19 protein-coding genes are annotated in these 18,467 nt (G+C 51.4%); 9 read left to right on the forward strand and 10 right to left on the reverse strand.

The features are described 5' to 3' along the window. Positions 1–5 precede the first annotated feature (5 nt). The 3 genes from ACAN56_RS08860 to ACAN56_RS08870 all read left to right on the forward strand — a co-directional run bounded on the left by ACAN56_RS08860 (position 6) and on the right by ACAN56_RS08870 (position 2,696). Positions 6–1,034: an ABC transporter substrate-binding protein gene (locus tag ACAN56_RS08860; protein WP_379142127.1), complete on the forward strand. Its 1,029-nt coding sequence runs from the start codon at positions 6–8 to the stop codon at positions 1,032–1,034. A gap of 90 nt (positions 1,035–1,124) precedes the next feature. Beyond that, the gene (locus ACAN56_RS08865; RefSeq protein ID WP_038584974.1) at positions 1,125–1,901 is read left to right on the forward strand and encodes an ABC transporter ATP-binding protein; all 777 of its coding nucleotides are present in this window, start codon (positions 1,125–1,127) and stop codon (positions 1,899–1,901) included. Positions 1,902–1,919: 18 nt separating this feature from the next. After that, positions 1,920–2,696, forward strand: a complete 777-nt coding sequence (locus tag ACAN56_RS08870; protein WP_038598357.1) for an ABC transporter permease — start codon at positions 1,920–1,922, stop codon at positions 2,694–2,696. 93 nt (positions 2,697–2,789) lie between these two features. Here ACAN56_RS08870 and ACAN56_RS08875 read toward each other — a convergent pair whose 3' ends face one another. Then, a complete protein-coding gene (locus tag ACAN56_RS08875; RefSeq protein WP_379142130.1) occupies positions 2,790–3,161 on the reverse strand; it encodes a hypothetical protein in 372 nt (123 codons plus the stop codon). A 174-nt stretch (positions 3,162–3,335) separates the two neighbouring features. Here ACAN56_RS08875 and ACAN56_RS08880 point away from each other — a divergent pair, with 174 nt between their 5' ends. After that, positions 3,336–3,572: a DUF6953 family protein gene (locus ACAN56_RS08880; protein ID WP_038584980.1), complete on the forward strand. Its 237-nt coding sequence runs from the start codon at positions 3,336–3,338 to the stop codon at positions 3,570–3,572. Between the two features lie 133 nt (positions 3,573–3,705). Here ACAN56_RS08880 and ACAN56_RS08885 read toward each other — a convergent pair whose 3' ends face one another. From ACAN56_RS08885 to ACAN56_RS08895, 3 genes are read right to left on the reverse strand one after another with little or no spacing between them, the layout of a single operon-like run. Then, positions 3,706–4,788, reverse strand: coding sequence for a mannose-1-phosphate guanylyltransferase (locus ACAN56_RS08885; RefSeq protein ID WP_038584983.1), 1,083 nt, complete (start codon positions 4,786–4,788; stop codon positions 3,706–3,708). Then, positions 4,781–5,887, reverse strand: coding sequence for a glycosyl transferase (locus ACAN56_RS08890; RefSeq protein ID WP_052091752.1), 1,107 nt, complete (start codon positions 5,885–5,887; stop codon positions 4,781–4,783). The genes ACAN56_RS08885 and ACAN56_RS08890 overlap by 8 nt, the downstream gene beginning before the upstream one ends. Then, entirely contained in the window at positions 5,887–7,071 is a 1,185-nt protein-coding gene (locus ACAN56_RS08895; RefSeq protein ID WP_379142135.1) for a glycosyltransferase family 4 protein, read from the reverse strand. The genes ACAN56_RS08890 and ACAN56_RS08895 overlap by 1 nt, the downstream gene beginning before the upstream one ends. Positions 7,072–7,257: 186 nt before the next feature. Here ACAN56_RS08895 and ACAN56_RS08900 point away from each other — a divergent pair, with 186 nt between their 5' ends. The 3 genes from ACAN56_RS08900 to ACAN56_RS08910 all read left to right on the forward strand — a co-directional run bounded on the left by ACAN56_RS08900 (position 7,258) and on the right by ACAN56_RS08910 (position 9,136). Then, positions 7,258–7,554, forward strand: a complete 297-nt coding sequence (locus ACAN56_RS08900; RefSeq protein ID WP_052091753.1) for a helix-turn-helix domain-containing protein — start codon at positions 7,258–7,260, stop codon at positions 7,552–7,554. After that, positions 7,520–8,464, forward strand: a complete 945-nt coding sequence (locus ACAN56_RS08905; RefSeq protein WP_379142137.1) for a DUF1861 family protein — start codon at positions 7,520–7,522, stop codon at positions 8,462–8,464. The genes ACAN56_RS08900 and ACAN56_RS08905 overlap by 35 nt, the downstream gene beginning before the upstream one ends. Positions 8,465–8,548: 84 nt before the next feature. After that, positions 8,549–9,136: a 50S ribosomal protein L25 gene (locus tag ACAN56_RS08910; protein ID WP_379142139.1), complete on the forward strand. Its 588-nt coding sequence runs from the start codon at positions 8,549–8,551 to the stop codon at positions 9,134–9,136. Positions 9,137–9,236: 100 nt separating this feature from the next. Here ACAN56_RS08910 and ACAN56_RS08915 read toward each other — a convergent pair whose 3' ends face one another. Next, a complete protein-coding gene (locus ACAN56_RS08915; protein WP_379142143.1) occupies positions 9,237–11,561 on the reverse strand; it encodes a UvrD-helicase domain-containing protein in 2,325 nt (774 codons plus the stop codon). Positions 11,562–11,727: 166 nt separating this feature from the next. Between ACAN56_RS08915 and ACAN56_RS08920 the strand changes: the two genes are divergently transcribed. Further along, the gene (locus ACAN56_RS08920) at positions 11,728–12,609 is read left to right on the forward strand and encodes a helix-turn-helix transcriptional regulator (protein WP_076111559.1); all 882 of its coding nucleotides are present in this window, start codon (positions 11,728–11,730) and stop codon (positions 12,607–12,609) included. 62 nt (positions 12,610–12,671) lie between these two features. On the opposite strand, the gene ACAN56_RS08925 is transcribed toward ACAN56_RS08920, so the two are convergent. Both ACAN56_RS08925 and ACAN56_RS08930 read right to left on the reverse strand, forming a co-directional pair. Then, a complete protein-coding gene (locus ACAN56_RS08925; protein ID WP_379142147.1) occupies positions 12,672–13,127 on the reverse strand; it encodes an Imm30 family immunity protein in 456 nt (151 codons plus the stop codon). 11 nt (positions 13,128–13,138) lie between these two features. Further along, complete coding sequence (locus ACAN56_RS08930) at positions 13,139–14,002, reverse strand: Cof-type HAD-IIB family hydrolase (RefSeq protein WP_038585003.1); 864 nt, start codon at positions 14,000–14,002, stop codon at positions 13,139–13,141. Positions 14,003–14,516: 514 nt separating this feature from the next. On the opposite strand from ACAN56_RS08930, the gene ACAN56_RS08935 reads away from it, so the two are divergent. Beyond that, entirely contained in the window at positions 14,517–15,758 is a 1,242-nt protein-coding gene (locus tag ACAN56_RS08935) for a DUF445 domain-containing protein (RefSeq protein WP_038585005.1), read from the forward strand. Positions 15,759–15,875: 117 nt separating this feature from the next. On the opposite strand, the gene ACAN56_RS08940 is transcribed toward ACAN56_RS08935, so the two are convergent. From ACAN56_RS08940 to ACAN56_RS08950, 3 genes are all read right to left on the reverse strand, one after another. After that, on the reverse strand, positions 15,876–16,202 hold the full coding sequence (locus ACAN56_RS08940; RefSeq protein WP_038585008.1) for a P-II family nitrogen regulator: 327 nt from the start codon (positions 16,200–16,202) through the stop codon (positions 15,876–15,878). 206 nt (positions 16,203–16,408) lie between these two features. Beyond that, the gene (locus tag ACAN56_RS08945) at positions 16,409–17,509 is read right to left on the reverse strand and encodes a glycosyltransferase family 4 protein (RefSeq protein ID WP_379142152.1); all 1,101 of its coding nucleotides are present in this window, start codon (positions 17,507–17,509) and stop codon (positions 16,409–16,411) included. Between the two features lie 88 nt (positions 17,510–17,597). After that, the gene (locus ACAN56_RS08950) at positions 17,598–18,416 is read right to left on the reverse strand and encodes a hypothetical protein (protein ID WP_038585013.1); all 819 of its coding nucleotides are present in this window, start codon (positions 18,414–18,416) and stop codon (positions 17,598–17,600) included. Positions 18,417–18,467 lie beyond the last annotated feature (51 nt).

Raw genomic sequence — 18,467 nt, forward strand, 5'->3', positions numbered from 1 at the left:
TTTACTTGAAAAAATCCTGGTATGGTTCTGCTTTTCTGCTCTTATCCTTATCTTTCGTAATTTTTATGTCAGGCTGCAGTTCCAAGGGAGATGCCGCCGCGTCTGAGGGATCATCCGGCAGCAAGGAGAAGACCGTGAAAATCAAGATTGCCGACACGAATTCCAATCCGACCTTCCGTGTAGCTCTAAATAAAGGTTTCTTCAAAAATCATGGAATCGACGCGGAAATTGTCAACTTTGGCACCCCCGCAGAGGGTGTGAATGCTCTTTTCATCAAGCAGGTGGATGTATCCTACGGCGCTGATTTCCCGCTGCTGAACGCTGTTTCCAAAGGCGAATATTCGATCATTGCTTCTGCCGGTCTGGCTACCGATCAGGCTGCGGCGGCGTGGAAGCTGTACGTGAGGGATGAGATCCAGAGTGCCGCCGATCTGAAAGGCAAGAATCTTAGCTTCCTGCGCGGAACCTTCCTACCGTATCTGTGGGATGAATACCTGAAGGAGCAGGGCATCGCGTTAAGTGATGTGAAGCTTACCGGGCAGGGGGCTTTTGACGAAGCCTTTATTGCCCTGAAGCAAGGAGATATTGATGCCGCCTGGGTCATCGGTTCAGCATTGGAAGATAAGCTGAATGCCTTAGAAGGTGTGCATCAGTTAACTGACATGTCCAAAACTCCAGTGCGGCTGGGTACAGGAATTGTGGCCGGCAATGAGCTTCTGAAGGCAAAGCCGGATGTGATCGGAGGATTCCTGGCGGCTGTTGCTGAAGCGTCAGCCTATGCCCAGGAGCATCCAGATGAAGTGGCGGATCTCATGTACGAGGAAGTGAAGCAGCCGAGAGAAAATACGCTGAAGGATCTGCCTGTTAACCCATGGGAGGTTGGCTTTACACAGGCTGCCTATGACAGCTTGGCAGGCCAGAAGAAATACATGGTCGAGACGGGTATCATCGCACAGGACTTTGACCTGGACAGCAAGCTGAATCTGGAGCCGCTGAAGAAGGCTTTGCCGGATACAGTAACCTACGGCAAATAACATGCTCTTATGAAGCGGGTTCCGAAGCCAGTTCTGACCAAGGCTGACCGAGGAGCCCTATGCTATACAAAACTTTTAGGAGGTGTCCATATGGCCTTAACTGCCAAGCAGAATGCCATTCATATCGAGCAGCTTCGCAAAAGCTACAGCGAGCCTGCAGCCGGAAACGTCCATTACATTATCAAAGATGTGAATCTGGTCATTAAAGGCGGGGAGTTTTTTGTTCTGCTCGGACCGAGCGGCTGCGGGAAATCGACGCTGCTGAATATGATTGCCGGGTTTGTCTCCAAATCCGGAGGAAACCTCAGAGTGGATAATGTTGAAGTGGATAGACCCGGCCGGGACCGCGCAGTTGTATTCCAGCAGGCAGACTCCTCCTTGTTCCCGTGGCTGACGGTGCGGGAGAATGTGGAATTTGGGCTGCGGATGAAAAAGACACCGAAGCCGGAGCGGCGCACAATTTCGGACCGCTATATCGGGCTTGTCGGATTGAAGGGTCATGAGGAGAAGTATCCCAAAGAGCTCTCGGGCGGGATGAAGCAGCGGGTGCAGCTGGCACGTGTGCTTGCGAACGATCCTGCCATCCTGCTGATGGATGAGCCGTTCGGTGCGCTGGATGCAATGACCCGGCGGACGATGCAGAAGGAACTGGTCAATATTTGGCGTGAGACGCACAAGACCATTATTTTCGTCACCCATGATATTCAGGAGGCGCTGCTGCTCGGTGAACGGATCGGTATTATGTCCGTAGGTCCATCCTCCAATATTACGGATATTTACGACAACACGCTCTCCTATCCGCGAGATGTGGCATCACCGGAGTTCTACTCGCTGTACAACCAAATTCAAGGCCATTTCGAAGAATAGGATAGGGTGTGAAGCATGATGAAATGGATAGAGAAAAAATGGGTCTCCGTCACTTTGCTGTGGTTGGCCGCACTGGCGATCTGGCAATTGGGTGCAGTGCTCTATGGACCTGATGTGATCCCCGGACCGTGGGCTACACTTAAAGGCGGGCGGGAGCTGATTAGTGACGGTACCTTGATGAAATATATCGGCATCAGCTTCTACCGGGTGCTGGTCGGCTGGGTGCTGGGCAGTCTGATTGCCATCCCTGTAGGACTTGTAATCGGCAAAGTCCATGTAATCCGTATTTTTGCGGAGCCGTTTCTGAATTTTATCCGTTTTATTCCGCCGATCGCCTTCATTACGCTGTTTCTAGTCTGGTTCGGCATCGGAGAGCAATCGAAGATCGCGCTGATCATGTACGCGACATTTTTTATTGTGGTGTTGAATACGCTGACCGGGGTGGTGTCTGTGGAAGAGGATAAAATCCGTTCGGCACGCAGCATGGGCGCAAGTGAATGGCAAATCCTGCTGCATGTTATCGTTCCGGCTACGACTCCGTATATTTTTACCGGCGTGCGTCTGGCGATGGGAACCTCCTACATGGCGATTATCGGTGCTGAAATGATCGCTTCGAACGAAGGCGTAGGCTATCTGATCTGGAATTCGCGGCTGTTTTTCCGCACGGACTGGATTTTTGTTGGGCTGTTCTGCCTTGGGTTTATGGGATTTTTCACCGACCGGTTGTTCAACTGGTTCGGGCGTAAGGTGCTGTATCGCTACGGTGTGGTCAGCGTGGCAGTGCGGAAGCGGTAGCGGTAGCTATTTCCTTCATATTGAATCGTCAAACAACCGCCCGGTTCTCCGGGCGGTTGTTTGATCTTCTATAGTAATGACGAATAGGCGGGGTTACGGGCGGTCAGCCGTTCTTTGGCTCCATATGGAATGGGCCGACAGGACAATAAATGAAGCATAAAGGCTGAGCAGGAACCACTCATGAAAATGATAAGCAGGCAGTGCAGTCAATAAAAGCCCCGCAGCATTAAAGACAATAAGCCGTACGGCCAATAACTTACAGAGCTTGGTCAGGATGAAGTTCAGTACACTCACGATCAGATTATAAAAATATATAAACAGAAAAATACCGAGGAAATTAAACCCCCAGGAGAACCCCAGCGGGGACTCATCGTTAACTGTCGCTACTATACCTGCAAAAACCGCACTGATTCCAAGGGAGAGATAGACCGTATTCAGAAATAACTCTTTGTACGCTTTATTCATTTTCAGTTCCTCCAGAAGATCGGGATCTTACTTTCTGTAAATACTGACGCAGTGAAGTGATATAAGTTTCATCTGGACACTTACACTTGATCCGGACATTTCCAGGGTCCGTTGCTATTTATGCTATAATGGGGGAACATTGAAATAGAGGATGATCGAAAGGGGCAACACCTGATGGAAGTTACTGCGCAAGAGGTTGCGGAGTGGATGGTCAAGGAGATCCAATTTACCGGAACCTTGTACCAGACTGCTGCGATTGAATATGTGAAGGCGAATTTCGGCGAGCAATTTGTATTTGTGAACGAGAACGGAAATGCTTCGCTGTCCAAGGATGTGAAGAAGGCTTTCCGCAAGCTGCATGCCGGAAGGATTGCATGGGACCGCGACGGCTTCCTGTGGGCGTGGACCTAATTGCGGGAACCTCGAACATATATAAATGAATTCATAAAAAAGTGACCGTTGCTATCAGAGCAACGGTCACTTTTTTTGAAATAAATTATCTAAATAAGCCGGGAGCCACAGCCATTCTTACATTTTGCGGAATTTAGATATATGAAGTCATGCCCTTTTCCTTGAGCAGATCGACGATGTCCTTGACGGATTGAGCTTTGTCCTTGGGGCAGATGAGGACCGCATCCCCGGTATCGGCAATGATAAATCCGTCTACACCTATCGTGGTGATCAGCCGCCCGTTTCCGTAAATGATCGAATTGCGGGTATCAATGCCTATATGGTTGGCTTTAATAATGTTGCCGGACTCATCCGGAGGGAAGATAGCGCCGAGCGCATCCCAACTGCCGATATCATTCCATCCGAATTGGCCGGACAGGACTACCACCTCGTCAGAACGCTCCAGGATTCCGTAATCAATCGAAATATTTTGAAGCAGGGGATAAATGCGGTTAATCGTCTCCGCTTCCTGATCTGTGCCAAGCGCCTCGCTGATCGGCAGCATGGTGTTGTACAGCCGGGGCAGGTAACGCTTGAAATTATCAAGGATTACGGATGTCTTCCAGATGAAAATCCCGCTGTTCCATAAATAATTGCCTGACGCGAGATAACCCTGGGCTTTCTGGAAGTTCGGCTTCTCCACAAATTCAGCCACATCATAGACCGCTACCGGACTTGCTGAGATGGGGTCTTTGTCATAAGCGATGTAACCATAGCCTGTAGAAGGAAAGGTAGGCTTGATGCCGATCGTGACAATCCGGTCACTTTCCATGGCTACCGTACAGGCCTCATCCAGCGTAAGCCGGAACTGCGGTTCATCAGTGATATAGTGATCGGAGGGTAGGACGACCATCAAGGAATCCTCTTGGGCCATATGCTGTATAGAGAACGCAGCGAACAGGATACTGGCGGAGGTATTGCGGGCCACAGGTTCAATCAGAATATTGCTCTTCTGCACGCTGCTGTGCATAATGCTCTCCAGCAGCACGGCCTGGGTGCGGTTTGTCACGATGACGGTGTTCTCCTGGGGAATAATGCCCTTGAAGCGTTCAATCGTATCGTTGAGCATGATGTCATTGCCGCTGATATTGAGCAGCTGTTTGGGAATTTCCTGTCTGGACAGCGGCCAGAACCGGGTGCCCCCTCCGCCCGCAAGGATGGTCGCGTATTTATCCATGATGGGTCACCAGATGGGCAATGGAGAAGGAAATGATGCTTTCCGACCCTTGATTCAGATTCAGTCCGCTGCTGTGGATACCGTCATAACAAGCCCCGGATTGAGGATCAATCAGCGGCAGATTTAAGGAATTATGCCCTGTGTACCATGCGTAGCATAAGTCAGCCTGCTGCAGATAAGACGGGTCCTGAAGAACGGACGCAGCCTCCCGGCAGGTCAGCAGCATTTCGCAGGCTTCAATTGGCTGCTCGTCGTAGAGAGCCGGCTCCCCGCCGCGCAGCAGCCAGCCGTGGCTGCCGATGGGCTTGTAATAGCCCTCCCGGGCAAAAGTCCGTGAAGCAAGGAAATCAAGGCTTTCTTTGGCTGTATGCTTAAGCGCAGCATTTCCGGAAAGCTTGAAAGCCCTCAGCAGCGCCCAGGGAAGCATGGAATTTCCGTACGTAAGGCTGTCTTCGTACCAGTTCCAGCCGTCTCCCTTGGTGCGGTTATACTGATTATGCAGCCGGACAGCGATGCGCTCAATCAGGCCGGTGATGAAGTCTTTGGACAGAAATGCCTTTTCCTCTGCCGTACTTGGCGTATGGGGATAGGGAAAGGAGTAGGTTAATGCGCCGGGCGTTTTGATCAGATAACTGAGGCCTACGACGGCATAAGCTACGGCACGGGGCGAACCAAGCTTTTCTATATGCGGCAGCGCCTGATTGATCAGATAACGGCAGGTATTCAGCAGGTTGTCGGGCAGAATCGACGAGTAGGAGAGTGCGAAGCCAAGCGCCCAAAGCGTACGCCCCTGGCAATCCTCGGAGCCGTTGTCCTCGAGAAATGAACGGCTATAATCCATGAAGTTCCGGAAGTTGCCCTGCTCATTTTGTGCGTGATGTATGAAGGAGAGATACGTGTGAATCAGGTCTAGCGAGACGGTATCCTGATCCTTTTTATACAACAGAACGGCTGCAATTAAAGCACGGGCGTTGTCATCGGTCGTATAGCCCTTCGAACGGTCGGGGACGCCAAACTTGGTATGCTGGAAAATCCCCGTATCATCGGTTATTCTGCGCATGTAATCCGCCTTGAACGTTACAGCAACGGAGGTTTGCATCAAATCACACTCCGGTCTGCCAGGCTCGCTTGCGAAATTTTCTCCTGAAAAATCGCAGCGTAGGATTTAGCGACTTCATTCCACATCATCGTTTGTCCCAGCTCATGGGTCCGTTTCTCCATGGCCTCCACTTTGGCCGGATCATCCAGCAGTTCGAGGATGCAGTCTTCCAGCGAAGCTGAATCACGGAATTTTGCCAGCAGGCCTCTGCCTTCGGCAAGCATTTCTTCGGCATAACGGTAAGGGGTGGAAACAATTACTCTTCCATAACCAACGCCATAGGCAAGTGTGCCGCTTACGGCTTGATCCTTGCCGAGATAGGGGGTCAAGTAGATGTCGGACATCACCAGCGACTCAATAACTTCTTCCTGGGTCAACAGCTTATCGACAAAGAGCACATTATCGGACAGACCGAATTCGCTGACGAGGTCCGTCAGTTTTTGCCGGTACACTTCACCCGTTTCCAGCTTGACCACCGGATGGGTTTTGCCCCAGATGATATATAGTGCATCCGGGTGCTGCTTCACCACTCCGCGCATGGCCTGAATAGCATATTCAATCCCCTTGCCGGGACTTAAAAAGCCGAAGGTAGAGAGGATTTTGCGTTCTCCAAAACCATACTGCACTTTAAGCTCCGCTCTAGGAGCTGTTTTTACATAAGGTACACCGTGATGGATACAGGCGATCTTGGAATCCTCGATATTATAGATGGAGGTCAGATCGTGCAGGGTGGATTGGGCCATCGTTACTACCTTGACACTTCCCTTTGCAATCCGGCTGATAATAAGGTGCTGCTTGGCTGTAGGTTCTCTTAATACGGTATGAAAAATAGCTACATACGGCAATTCGAGCCTTTCGATCAATGACAGCAGATATTCTCCGCTTTCCCCGCCGTAGATGCCGAATTCATGCTGGATAACGAGCAAATGGGCGTCTGATTTGTTAAGCTCATCGGCGGCCTCTATATAGTCAGACAACTTATCTTGGTTAATTTCCCTCATGACCTGGTCGCTGTACTGGTAAGTTTCATTGTTGTTCATGGCGATGACCCGAGGCGTATTGAAGCCCAGCAGCCCGGTAAATTGATCTAATAAATCCTGGGTAAACGTAGCAATTCCGCATTCTCTAGGCAGGCTTGTAGATAGAAAAACAATGTTTCGGTTATTGCTGTCATGATTCAACATAGAGAGCCTCCTAAGAATTTTTATAAAAAAAAAGAAAATAAGGAGTTCTTATTTTCTAAAGTGAAGTGGTATAAAATTTGACTTCTGCAATTTATTTCCTGCCCATACTATAACATGACCATTTTTTCTTGTCAATTTATTGACTCTCCTCTGTTCTCCAGATATAGTGATGTAGGAGGTGAAGGAATGCCGGTTATACGCAGTAAATTAAGTGAGGTTATGGAGAAACATGACCCCAAATTATCGATCCGCAAGCTTGCCAAAGAAATTAACTACCATTTCGATTCCGTCCGGCGGATGTACAAAGACGAGATGGTGCAGTATCCCCGGGATCTGCTGCTGAAGCTCTGTACCTATTTCAATATCCAGCCCGGTGAATTGATCCGGATGGAAGCGGATGAGAACGATTGGGCGATAGATAAAGCAAACGAATATGAGGAGGAAGGCAATGACAAGGAGACCGTTCAAGACGGCAACCTGTAACGAACTGCTGGACACCTTTTATGCTAGGCTCCGTCATGTGAGCGTGGAGAAGCTGGTTTTTTCCGGTGTTGGGAAACGCGATGTATACAATATAACGGCCCCGTTTGTACATGACGGGGAGGAAGTGATTCTGGGAAGAGTTGAGGAACGGGACAGTGAGTTCTCTCAAGTCTTCTTTTTTACACTCTGCGATGGCGTCTGGATACCCCGTGCACATACACATACCTATAATTTGCAGGACCCCTGTGTAACCCACATCAAGGGAGAACTGATTGTAGGCGGGGTTGAAGTGATTACCGCAGGGGATGACCCGCAGAAAATCGTCTCGTGGGTTACGCAGTTCTACCGAGGGTACCGCATTGATTCCATGCGCCACTTCTCGTCCGGTCCGGCAATGATGAAGGATATCCGGCTGATAGAGCTTCAGGACGGCCGGATCGGTGTATTCACTCGGCCGCAAGGAGAGAAGGGCGGAAGAGGGATGATCGGCTTCACGATTATCGATTCGCTGGAGGAATTAAATGAGCAGACCTTTCTGGAAGCGGAAATATTTCAAGATCAGTTTGTTCCCGAGGAGTGGGGCGGGGCGAATGAAGCGCATTTATTGAAGAACGGTCATGTAGGCGTTCTGGGACATATCGCCTGTTTTGACCGCTTAGGAAAAAAACATTACTACTCCATGGTCTTCTCGCTTAATCCCGGTACGTTTGAAACTACTCCGGTCAAAATTATTGCTGCCAGGAGTGACTTTCCGATCGGTCCCGGCAAACGCCCGGATCTTCAGGACGTCATCTTTAGCGGCGGACTGGTACGGGGTGAGCAGGGCCGGGCGGTATTGTCAGTGGGCGTCAGCGATGCCGAAGCCTACAGAATTGAACTTCCCGACCCCTTTTTGGAGTATGAGCAATAAATGGGTGAGAATTGACTAGATTCTATGGTCGTGTTATGCTTCTAATGACAAGAATTTATGGTCGAAGAGAGCGGGAAAACAAAAATGAGTAAATTTATTCTATTGAACAATCGTACGGAAGAAACACAGTCCAACTTGAACGTCGCAAGAAAGCAAGGACGGATCCCGGCTGTGCTGTATGGTATTGGTAAAGATACTCTAAGCCTTGAAGTGGGAGAGAAAGAGCTGTTGAACGTGATTAGAACCAACCCGCGGGCAATCCTGCAAGGGAAATTGTCCGACGATACGGTGGTTCCGGTAGTTGTTCAACATATTCAGAAGGACTCCATTTCAGGCAAAGTGCAGCATATCGATTTTCAGTATGTGAATATGTCGATCAGTATGGACAGTAAGGTAACAATCCATTTTGCCGGTGAAGCTGCTGGTGTCAAAGCTGGCGGGGTACTTCAAGTTGAAATCTATGAAGTAGAAGTTCGCTGCATGCCGGGCGATCTGCCTTCTTCCATGGAAGTAGATATCAGCGGTCTGGAAATTGGCGACCAGTTGGCTGTCTCCGATCTGATCTTCCAGAAGGGCATTGAGGTGCTGACGGATCCGAGCACAGTAATGATTCAGATCAAAACAGTACATGAAGAAGTTGAAGAACCGGCGGAGACTCCGGCTCAAGTATAAGAAGACATTAATAGCCCCTTCCGGCAGCAGTGCAGGGAACTCATGGTTTCATGATTCCAGCCAAAGCTGCCTGAAGGGGCTTTTTTTTGCGAAATATCTGTTATACGGGAACCACCCGTGTGCTTTGTTCCATAGGGGAGCTGCAGAGCGGGCAGGGCTTGGAGGATAAGTGATCCTCGGCTCCGCCGGCTTTCATCCGGGTCCAGCCCGGGCAATTTGTACCGGTGCATTTCCAGACGGCAACGGTATGGGTTCTTCCCGCTGACGTTCTGGTGGAGTTGTGCTCTGTTCTGGTATACCCGCTTCTTAGTCCCGATACAGCAGGTGCAGAAGAAGCTACGGCAGAGCGGAAGGCGGACAGCATAAAGCGGGAGACCTCGGCTTTTTTGCCCCGATGCCTAGCCGGCGAGCTGATGAACAACTCTTCCCGGGCTCTCGTGACGGCAACATAGGCCAGTCTGCGTTCTTCTTCCAGCGCCGCAATGCCGGACTCCGGCCCGGTCTTCAGGGGGCTGCCTACTGTCGGTTTTACTGTCTTCCGGTCCTTCAGCCGGTCACCCTCCAGCGCGGAACTGTGGGGAAGAATCCCCTCAGAGGCTCCGATCAGGAAGACTACCGGAAATTCCAGCCCTTTGGATTTGTGGATGGTCATGAGTGCAATCCGGTTGCCTTGCTCTTTCAGGCCGGTCTGGCGGCTCAGCTCATTCCGCTCGGTAATGTTATCGATAAAATCAAGGAAGACGGTGATATTGTCGAACCGTTCCGCTGAGGTTTCCAGCTCGTCCAGCATTTCCTTTAGCGTTTCCCGGTGCAGTGTAGCCTGATGACGCTCATTGGCTTCAATGAAGTAATCATAGAAGTTAATGCGGATCTGGCGGATAGCCTGTACTGGAGTTACGCTGCCCAGCCCCCGGATCAGCTCCAGTCGTTCCCGCAGCTTGGTCCCTTTGAAATCCTCCATGCCGGGCATCGACAGCAGATGGATCAGCGGCCCCTGCTTGGGCTGGATGGCCTCCATCCGGCGGATATGGTCCATGCCCTTTTCCCGGTTCATGTAGAGCGTCGGCAGAATATTCTCCATCGCGGCAAAGTTTCGGCGGTTCACGGACAGCCGCAGGTGGTCCAGCACGGGGGAAATCAGCCAATGCTCGTAGAGCAGCTGGCCTTCACCGTAATCAATGTAGGGAATATCGCGCAGCAGCAGCAGCTCCAGAATCGCCCGGTTGCTGCTCGACGCCCGGTACAGCAGTGCGAAATCGCGGTATTCCCGGGAATGGCCGTCAACCTGGCTTACAATATGCTCCACAATTTGCTCGGCTTCCTCGTCCGCCGTCTGCGGGCGCAGGTACCGGGGCGGGCTGCCGCCATTTTTGGCCGCTTGCAGCGTTTTGGAGCGCCGCCGCGTATTATGCCGGATGATTCCGTTACCCAGCCCGACAATCGCCGGACCGGAACGGTAATTGATATCCAGCGTAATAACCTTTGCGCCCGGATAAAGCTTCTCGAATTCAAGAATGAACTCGCTGCGCGCTCCGTTAAATGAGTATATCGTCTGGTCATCATCCCCGACGACCATCAGATTATGCTGCGGATGGGCGATCATTTTGACGAGTTCATATTGCAGCGCATTCGTATCCTGAAACTCATCAACCATTACATATTGAAATTTATTCTGCAATTCCTGCAGTAGCGCCGGCTGCTCCCGCAGCATCCTGTAGGCAATCAGCAGCACATCGTCGAAATCAATTTTGTGATTATCCCGTTTCCACTGTTCATACAGGGCCAGGACGGCCTTCATTTCCTGCTCGGCGGTTGTAGTTTCCGGCAGATTCTCCGGCTCCCCCATATTCATCTTGCAGGAAGAGAGCAGGGCAAGCAGGGTTTCCGGCGGATAAGCATCCTTTGGCAGCCCCAGCTCGCGCATGATCTGCTTCAGCAAAATGTGCTGGCGGCGTGTCTCATGGAAGATGTCCTGCCGCAGACCCTGACGCCTCAGGAAATAGAGGAAAAAGGAATGGAACGTGCGGGCCTGAAGGCGTGTTGCGTCGTTTTCGCTCACGCCCGGCAGCACTGCAATGCGTTCGCGCATTTCCGCTGCCGCCTTGCTGGAGAAGGTCAACAGCAGCAGGCGGCTGGGGGATATGCCGCGCACCGACAGCAAATAACCGGTTCTGCAGATCAGAACCGAGGTTTTGCCGGAGCCTGCCCCGGCCAGTGTCAGCAGCGGACCCTGGTAATGCCGCACTGCGGCGATCTGCGGCTGATTCAGCAGAATTCCGCCTTCCTCCAGCAAACGGAAATAAGCCGCATCGCCATCCTCCGGCTTCACCATCTCGCGGCTGGTCCGGGCTGAGGCGATTGCCGCCTGGGGAATCCGTTCGCCGGTAGCGCCCAGCGGTATATTATGAAATAAGAGCTTGTTCATTAGATTCACCTTCGTTTGTTTACAATACGGGTTTGGTTTAATTTTTAGCCAGTTTACACTATACCACTGTATTTCCCTTTCTGTATAGAACAGCCGATTTATGAGATAAAAGATCAAATATCCGTTTGGCCGCTATGTTATTTTTGGAACAGAGGAGGGAACACCAATGAGCGATAAAATGCACTTCAAAACGGTGAGAAGCTCACTGGACTATATAGAGAGGAACCTCACAGAGCGGATTACCCTAAGGGAAGTATCGGTGCACAGCAAATTTTCTACCCACCATTTCTACCGGATTTTCTATGCAGTAGTAGGGCAAACCTTGGCAGATTACGTAAGGCGGAGAAGACTTGCGAAAGCGGCAGGGGAACTGATCTACAGCAATAAGCGTATTCTCGATATCGCCCTGGAGTACCATTTTCAATCTCAGGAGGCCTTCTCCCGCGCTTTCAAAAAAGCATACCGGCTCACCCCCGGACAATACCGGACCTATTCGAGAGAACTTAATAAAGGAGAGATCAGGATGAGCACAGAAAAGGCATTGCAGGGCTGGACCATAACCGGCATGAACGGCGGCGGCTATGATGTTAAGGTGGACAAGTCGGAAGTGCATATGGGCAAGGCATCGGCGTTGCTGCAATCCGGTAATGCAAGCGAAAACGGATTTGTTACACTCATGCAAATATTCAGCTCGGAAGCCTACCGCGGGCAGAGGCTGAAGCTGTCTGCTTTTGTCAAAGCAGGGGATATCTTCGGATGGGCCGGCTTATGGATGAGAGTCGATGCCGCGAACGGGGAAATGCTGAAATTTGATAATATGGCCCATAGGCCAATTAAAGGTTCCAGAGAATGGAATCAATACAACGTCATTCTGGATATTCCGCAGGACAGCCATGCGATAGCTTTCGGGGTCCTGCTGAACGGCTCCGGCAAGGCCTGGGTCGATCAGTTCCGCTTCGAAGTCGTAGATGCCAAGACGCCCACGACAGATGAAGGCGGGGAAGATACCCTGCCGCTTGCGCCGGTCAATCTCGATTTTGAACAATAATAGGTTTCTGCAGCCCCTGCCCATGCGAAGTGAAGTATCCTGGGAAAGGGGTTTTGCTGTGCTTACTTTAATTTTCCCAGAATAGAATTGGCTCTGCGCTCGAACAGCCGCGGCTTGTCTTCCTTGATTTCTTCCAGCAGAAACGCCAGGCATCTCTTGATCCGCAGGGGCATGCCGGCGGCGATGTCGGCAAATTCCTTGCGGTAGATATCATCGCCCAGTATTCTCTGGATCAGAATAATCGCCCAATTACGGCCTGTCTCCAGCAGCTCCGGCAGCGATTCCAGCAGTTGGGTCAGGTACATCTCCATTTGGTAGCTCTCCAGAAAATGAACAAGACCGAACATAACCTCCTCCTGTTCGGTATCATCATCGAACACCTTGAAAATCTGCTGGATCACAGCGTCCTCCGTATCCCCAGCCAGGCCTTCCAGGGCCTGCTCAAACTGTTCGCATTCCAGCTCCGTGCGCAGCAGCCGATTGTCATACAGCAGGGCAATGCCTGGATACATGTTCATTTAGATTCCCCCTACGCCTTGTCCAAAAGATGGCGGATTCCCGCTGCCACACCATGTTCTGCATTGCTGAGCGTGATGAAATCGGCCGTTTCCTTGAGGATTGAAGCAGCATTCTCCATGGCGATCCGGTAGCCGGCCACCTCAAACATCGGCAGATCGTTGTAACTGTCGCCCATTACAGCTACCTGCTCCAGAGCCATGCCGAAATGCTTAGCCAGCATGCTTACACCGGCCCCTTTATTAGCGTCCTGATGGTTAATCTCAATATTGTTGGGATGAGAAGCGGTGATAATGAGTCCGGGAATGGCGGCGAAACGTGTAGAGGCTTCTTTCAGAAGCTCAAGGTTCAGCGAGAACGCCAGCGTCTTGTAGATGACTTTGTCCGCTTTGCCCCAGATCTCCTCCATGTCCTCCACATAGGTCACGGCAGCCTGCTGAAACTGCTGGTCGATCATGGCCTTAAGCAGCCAGCGGAGTTCTTCCGGCACCTCGTCATCTTTAAGCTCCGATATTTTCTCCAGATGCACCCGTTTATCGAGCTCTACATACACGTTATCCTCTGTGTATACCTCATAATACAATTCAGGAATTTCGTTCATCCAGCGCAGCGCGGGAATAATATTCTCTTTGTTCAGCGGCTTGCTTGCCACAAGTGTCCCGTCAGCCAGCGTCACTACGGCTCCATTCAGACTGACTACCGGACATTCCAGCTCGGCCAGCCGCAGCTGCCGCTCGGCATCCATGTAAGAGCGTCCTGTGGCGATGATTACAATATGTCCCTGGTTTTGGGCGTGTACTATCGCTTCCCGGTTCTCCGGGCTAATGATTCCTTCTTCGTTAAGCAGTGTTCCATCCATATCGAGTGCTATCAGCATATCGTTTGCATTCCTTCCTGTACCGCAGGTTGTCCCCTTCAAGGGCAATGAGATCGTTCCTAGTATCTTATCATTAATGTTCTGAAAATAAAAAATCCATTTTCATGAAAAGAAACCATATAGATTGAACTTAAGGTTTTAGAGTACAGGATCAGTCGCAACTACGGTGAATATTTGGACTTCCGGCCGCTGTTGTCTTCGGATTTCTTGATTTTAACCGCAATTAGCGGTAGAAATCCGAAGACAAAGGCGGACACTACCGCTCCTCCAGTTCCAAAATCCCCCTCCGTTGCTCCTTTCCCTTATCTCAAGTTTTTAAGTTCAATCTATATAACCGCAGAAAATTGTGCAGTGTACTGCATTTTCAGAAAGGAGTTTACTCGTGGTACAATGAAAGGCAGACTAACAAGTGAACGGCCGCCGTAATCGTCAGCTCATAGGGTCACAATGTGATTGGCGGTATTTCCCTGTCCAGGGAAACAGCTGTCCGACGCTTTAGGTAAGGGGGATAAAGATGAAATCCAGAAATTTAGCTACGATATCGCTGGCTGTCATGGCCTGCGGTTTTCTGCTTACACTGTTTTTGCCGGATAATCTGGCTGTTGTTCTGCTGAGAGGCGGCTTCGAAGCCGGGCTGGTAGGGGGGATTGCCGACTGGTTTGCGGTTACCGCACTGTTCCGCCATCCGCTGGGCTTGCCGATTCCGCATACCTCGCTTCTGCTGAAGAACCGGGATAAGATCATCCAGTCTCTTATCTCCGCTATGGAGAATGAGCTGCTGAACAAAGAGAGCATCGAGAACAAGCTGCGCAAGATCCGCTTCGTGTCGCTCGGCAGCGGACTGCTGACGAAGTTTGTAGCAAGGAAAAAAGCAAGAGCCGACATGCTGGAGCAGCTCAGCACCTTTGTTCAGCGGCTTCCGGTAGATAAGGCGGTTCCTTATCTTCAGACGGCGGTTGCAGATTACATCCGTGAAGCGGAGCTTGGTACCGCCGCCGACAGCATCGTCACCAAACTAATGAACGACGGCAAGGATATTGCCGCGCTCGATTATGCGCTTGAAGGCATCTCCGGCTGGAGCAGCCGCCCTGAGACGCGGGCGATGCTGGGCAAGATCGCCAGTGAGAAACTGGCCGAGGTGAAGCTGGGGGGGCTGAAAGGCATGGCCTTTCAGGCATTTGTCGGATTTGTGGATGCCGATATGCTGGGAGAAATGCTCCAGGGCATGCTGCAATCCGGTATCCGGGATTTCCGTGAAGCGGATAATCCTTACCGTGAGCAGATCATCCAGGAAATCCGCGTCGCCCTGTTTCAGCTTGTGAACGACGAAGCACGGATCCTTTCACTGAAGGAATGGGCGCTGGAGGAGCTGCAAGGCGAAGCGGCTTCAGCGTTTCTGCATAAGCAATTGGAAGCTCTGCGCGGCAAGGCGGTTGCCATGCTGGAAGAGGACCGCAGCTGCGGAGGACGCAAGCTGTTTGCGCTGTATGCCTTGTTGGCCCGGCGCATCAGTACGGAAAAAGAGTGGACGGAGAGCTGGGAGGAGCGGATTCGCGCTTCATTAATCGCCTTCGTGGAAGCTAACCATTACCGGCTTGGCGTATTGGTCAAGGAGAACCTTGATCAAATGGATGATGCCAGCCTGGTGAACATGCTGGAGGACAAGGTGGGCAAGGATCTGCAGTGGATTCGTGTCAACGGTGCGGTATGCGGCTTTGTCGTGGGACTTGTGCTTACAGTCATCCAGATGATCTAAAGTCAGAAGACTACAACATCAAGAGGCAGCAAAGCGTACCCTTGAACCGGAACAGCCGGAACCGGGGGATGTTTTGCTGCCTCTTTTCTATAGAGCTATTTATCAAAGGGACAAGGGTTACAGTTGGTTTTTACCGTTGCTGATGGTGAAGGTCTCCAGCACGGGAAGCACAAAGATTTTACCGTCACCGAAGGAGCCGTGCTCGCCGGTTCTTGCCGTTCTCATAATAATGCTGATTACATCATCCTTCTCATCATCCTGGATGACAATCATCAGCAGCTTCTTGGAAATTTGATTGTAATAGTTGGTTCCGACCTGAATTCCCTTTTGTTTCCCGCGGCCGAGCAAATCCATCTTGCTGATGGAGGGGAAGCCGGCAAGCATTAATTCAGCCATGACTTCATCCGCTTTCTCAGGTCTAACTATAGCTTTGATCATTAACATAACGATGCACCCTTTCTACAGCCAATAGTGTGTGTTGTAGGGGGTTGCCAATTTCATGATAGCGGTATAAGCAATACATTTCGTTAATGGCAACGCTTACAATATGAGTATAATATTTACTGCAGGCCATATCCTGCGAATAAGATCACTAATTTCTTGTTACACATTGTCGCATAGCAGAGGAGCGCCCCTGCGGTAGACCTCTGCTATTGCGGCAAAAGCGAGCGGTACAGCTCCTCCAATTGTGCTGTGGTATGCCTCCACTCAAAAGCCCGCAGGGCATCACTCCGCCCTTGCATCCCGATCTTTGCCGCCTTCGCCGGATTGCGTCCGATCGTCAGCAGACGTTTGGCAAAGGGGGCGGCCTGACGGTAGCGGTCCACCAGGTAGCCGTTGTGGCCTGACGTGATGATCTCACGGATGCCGCCGTTATTCGAAGCAATAACCGGAAGCCCGGAGGCCATGGCCTCCACATTGACCAGTCCAAAGGATTCATGCCCTTGGGAAGGGCAGACGAGGCAATCGGCCATCTGATACAGGCTGTGAATATCCTCATGGGCGATGTTTCCAACGAAAGATACAGATACACCCAGTCTCCGTGCGAGGGTTTTGAGCCGCTGGATATATGGAGGTTTGCCCCGGCCGGCTATGATCAGATGGGAGGGCAGGCGTTTATTGAGAATGTGCATGGCCTGCAGCAGTATGGGCACTCCCTTACGGGGGATCACCCGCCCGACGAACAGCACCGTGAACACTTGCGGGAGCCTGTATAACCGCCGGAGACGTTGCCGTTCCGTTTCTTCGGCCGGTATGAACCGGGACAGGTCCGCTCCTAGCGGAATAACACTGAGTTTCTTGTCCAGGCCGGGAAAGCGCCGGGAAATTCTTTGCTGCAGGGAGCGGCTGTTGGCAGCGATGCCGTCAGCCTTCGCCAGGCTGCGGGCAATTCGGCGTTCTGCCGGTACGAACGTCAGAGAGTGCAGATACAGCAGTACCGGAGTCAGGGGATGCTGGTGTTTCACGGCGGCCATCAGCAGCGGCCGGTTATCGATCTGAATCATATCGAAGGACGTCTTCTCAAGATATTTGAGTACCGAGGCAAGATAACGGGAAGGACTGCCTGAAGCCAGACGGATAATCCGGACCTGTTCAAGCTCTGCGGAGTCGGGCAGTCCCGGTGACTTGCGGCTTAGTACCGTTACCATATGCCGCCGGGCCAGCCTTCTGGCAATCGCCCAGATGCAGATCTCCACTGAACCGTTCCCCGGTACCGGGAACTGCTCCGGTGCAATAATACAGATATGCATAATATAAGCCTCCTCAAGGCCCGCTGATGGATATTGTCTCTACCTACCATATGCGGACCAAGAGTCGGAAGACACATTCCTTCAGCAATCATGCTGCGATTTGCTTGGCCGCGTCCGCAATCACACCGGCAATTTTTTGCTCAAGCTCAACGATCTTCAGCTTGCTGGCTGCCATTTGACGGTAGCCTGAGATAAGGGATGACAGGGATTGGGCAGTCAAAGCCTGATTTTGCTTGCGGATAGCTGATTTGAAGTCGCTGAAATCCGCCGATATCCGTTTGTTCAAGGAGGTTGCCACACTTTTCTGGGACTTGATCGAGGCCTGCGGGCTTTCAAGCCCCGCCAAGGTTTTACGTGCGGCGGCCATCTTTTTGGCGCGGGTTTCTTTGGCCGCTTTCAGCAGGGCTTCTTTATTGCGGATATCCTCACGGGCGAATTGAACGAGAATTTTCATAGCATCAGCCTGTGTGCGGAGCACATCCTTCAAGACCTTGTCCTTCAACCCTCTGAGTAGGTTAATCCGGCGGTTGAGCGCGCTGTATTGATCAAAGAGAGGCTGGTAACGTTCTTTGGTGCTGCTTACGGCCGTGGACAGCCGGGCCACGGTGGACTGATCTATTTCCTTGATTTGGTTTCGGACAATGATCAGCGCTTGCGTATTGCTGTCATGCAGCCGGCGGATTTGCGCCTCACGGCTGTCATACTGGGCGACCAGGACGGAGAAATCACTGTAATACCCTTTAAGCCTAGTCCTTGTCGTATCGTCCGCAGTGGCGGCAGTCAGTTCAAACGAGGCTTGAATCGAAGGGGTCAGCGCTGTTCCGGATGCGTTTACCGCGCCTGCTGAAGATAATACTGCAAGCAGAAGCGCCAGCATTGCCAGGGGAATCTTCTTAAGCTTGTTCATCTTTTTCCTCCTTAATCTCATCCCTTATTCCGCAACAACAAAAAAAGCACC

This window comes from Paenibacillus paludis (assembly GCF_042610515.1).
GTDB lineage: Bacteria > Bacillota > Bacilli > Paenibacillales > Paenibacillaceae > Paenibacillus_AQ.

Bases quoted from the DNA above. Each gene is read 5' to 3' on its own strand.
- ACAN56_RS08865 (WP_038584974.1), top strand. From the start codon at position 1,125: ATGGCCTTAACTGCCAAGCAGAATGCCATTCATATCGAGCAGCTTCGC.
- ACAN56_RS08870 (WP_038598357.1), top strand. From the start codon at position 1,920: ATGAAATGGATAGAGAAAAAATGGGTCTCCGTCACTTTGCTGTGGTTG.
- ACAN56_RS08875 (WP_379142130.1), bottom strand. From the start codon at position 3,161: ATGAATAAAGCGTACAAAGAGTTATTTCTGAATACGGTCTATCTCTCC.
- ACAN56_RS08880 (WP_038584980.1), top strand. From the start codon at position 3,336: ATGGAAGTTACTGCGCAAGAGGTTGCGGAGTGGATGGTCAAGGAGATC.
- ACAN56_RS08885 (WP_038584983.1), bottom strand. From the start codon at position 4,788: ATGGATAAATACGCGACCATCCTTGCGGGCGGAGGGGGCACCCGGTTC.
- ACAN56_RS08890 (WP_052091752.1), bottom strand. From the start codon at position 5,887: ATGCAAACCTCCGTTGCTGTAACGTTCAAGGCGGATTACATGCGCAGA.
- ACAN56_RS08895 (WP_379142135.1), bottom strand. From the start codon at position 7,071: ATGTTGAATCATGACAGCAATAACCGAAACATTGTTTTTCTATCTACA.
- ACAN56_RS08900 (WP_052091753.1), top strand. From the start codon at position 7,258: ATGCCGGTTATACGCAGTAAATTAAGTGAGGTTATGGAGAAACATGAC.
- ACAN56_RS08905 (WP_379142137.1), top strand. From the start codon at position 7,520: ATGACAAGGAGACCGTTCAAGACGGCAACCTGTAACGAACTGCTGGAC.
- ACAN56_RS08910 (WP_379142139.1), top strand. From the start codon at position 8,549: ATGAGTAAATTTATTCTATTGAACAATCGTACGGAAGAAACACAGTCC.
- ACAN56_RS08915 (WP_379142143.1), bottom strand. From the start codon at position 11,561: ATGAACAAGCTCTTATTTCATAATATACCGCTGGGCGCTACCGGCGAA.
- ACAN56_RS08920 (WP_076111559.1), top strand. From the start codon at position 11,728: ATGAGCGATAAAATGCACTTCAAAACGGTGAGAAGCTCACTGGACTAT.
- ACAN56_RS08925 (WP_379142147.1), bottom strand. From the start codon at position 13,127: ATGAACATGTATCCAGGCATTGCCCTGCTGTATGACAATCGGCTGCTG.
- ACAN56_RS08930 (WP_038585003.1), bottom strand. From the start codon at position 14,002: ATGCTGATAGCACTCGATATGGATGGAACACTGCTTAACGAAGAAGGA.
- ACAN56_RS08935 (WP_038585005.1), top strand. From the start codon at position 14,517: ATGAAATCCAGAAATTTAGCTACGATATCGCTGGCTGTCATGGCCTGC.
- ACAN56_RS08940 (WP_038585008.1), bottom strand. From the start codon at position 16,202: ATGTTAATGATCAAAGCTATAGTTAGACCTGAGAAAGCGGATGAAGTC.
- ACAN56_RS08945 (WP_379142152.1), bottom strand. From the start codon at position 17,509: ATGCATATCTGTATTATTGCACCGGAGCAGTTCCCGGTACCGGGGAAC.
- ACAN56_RS08950 (WP_038585013.1), bottom strand. From the start codon at position 18,416: ATGAACAAGCTTAAGAAGATTCCCCTGGCAATGCTGGCGCTTCTGCTT.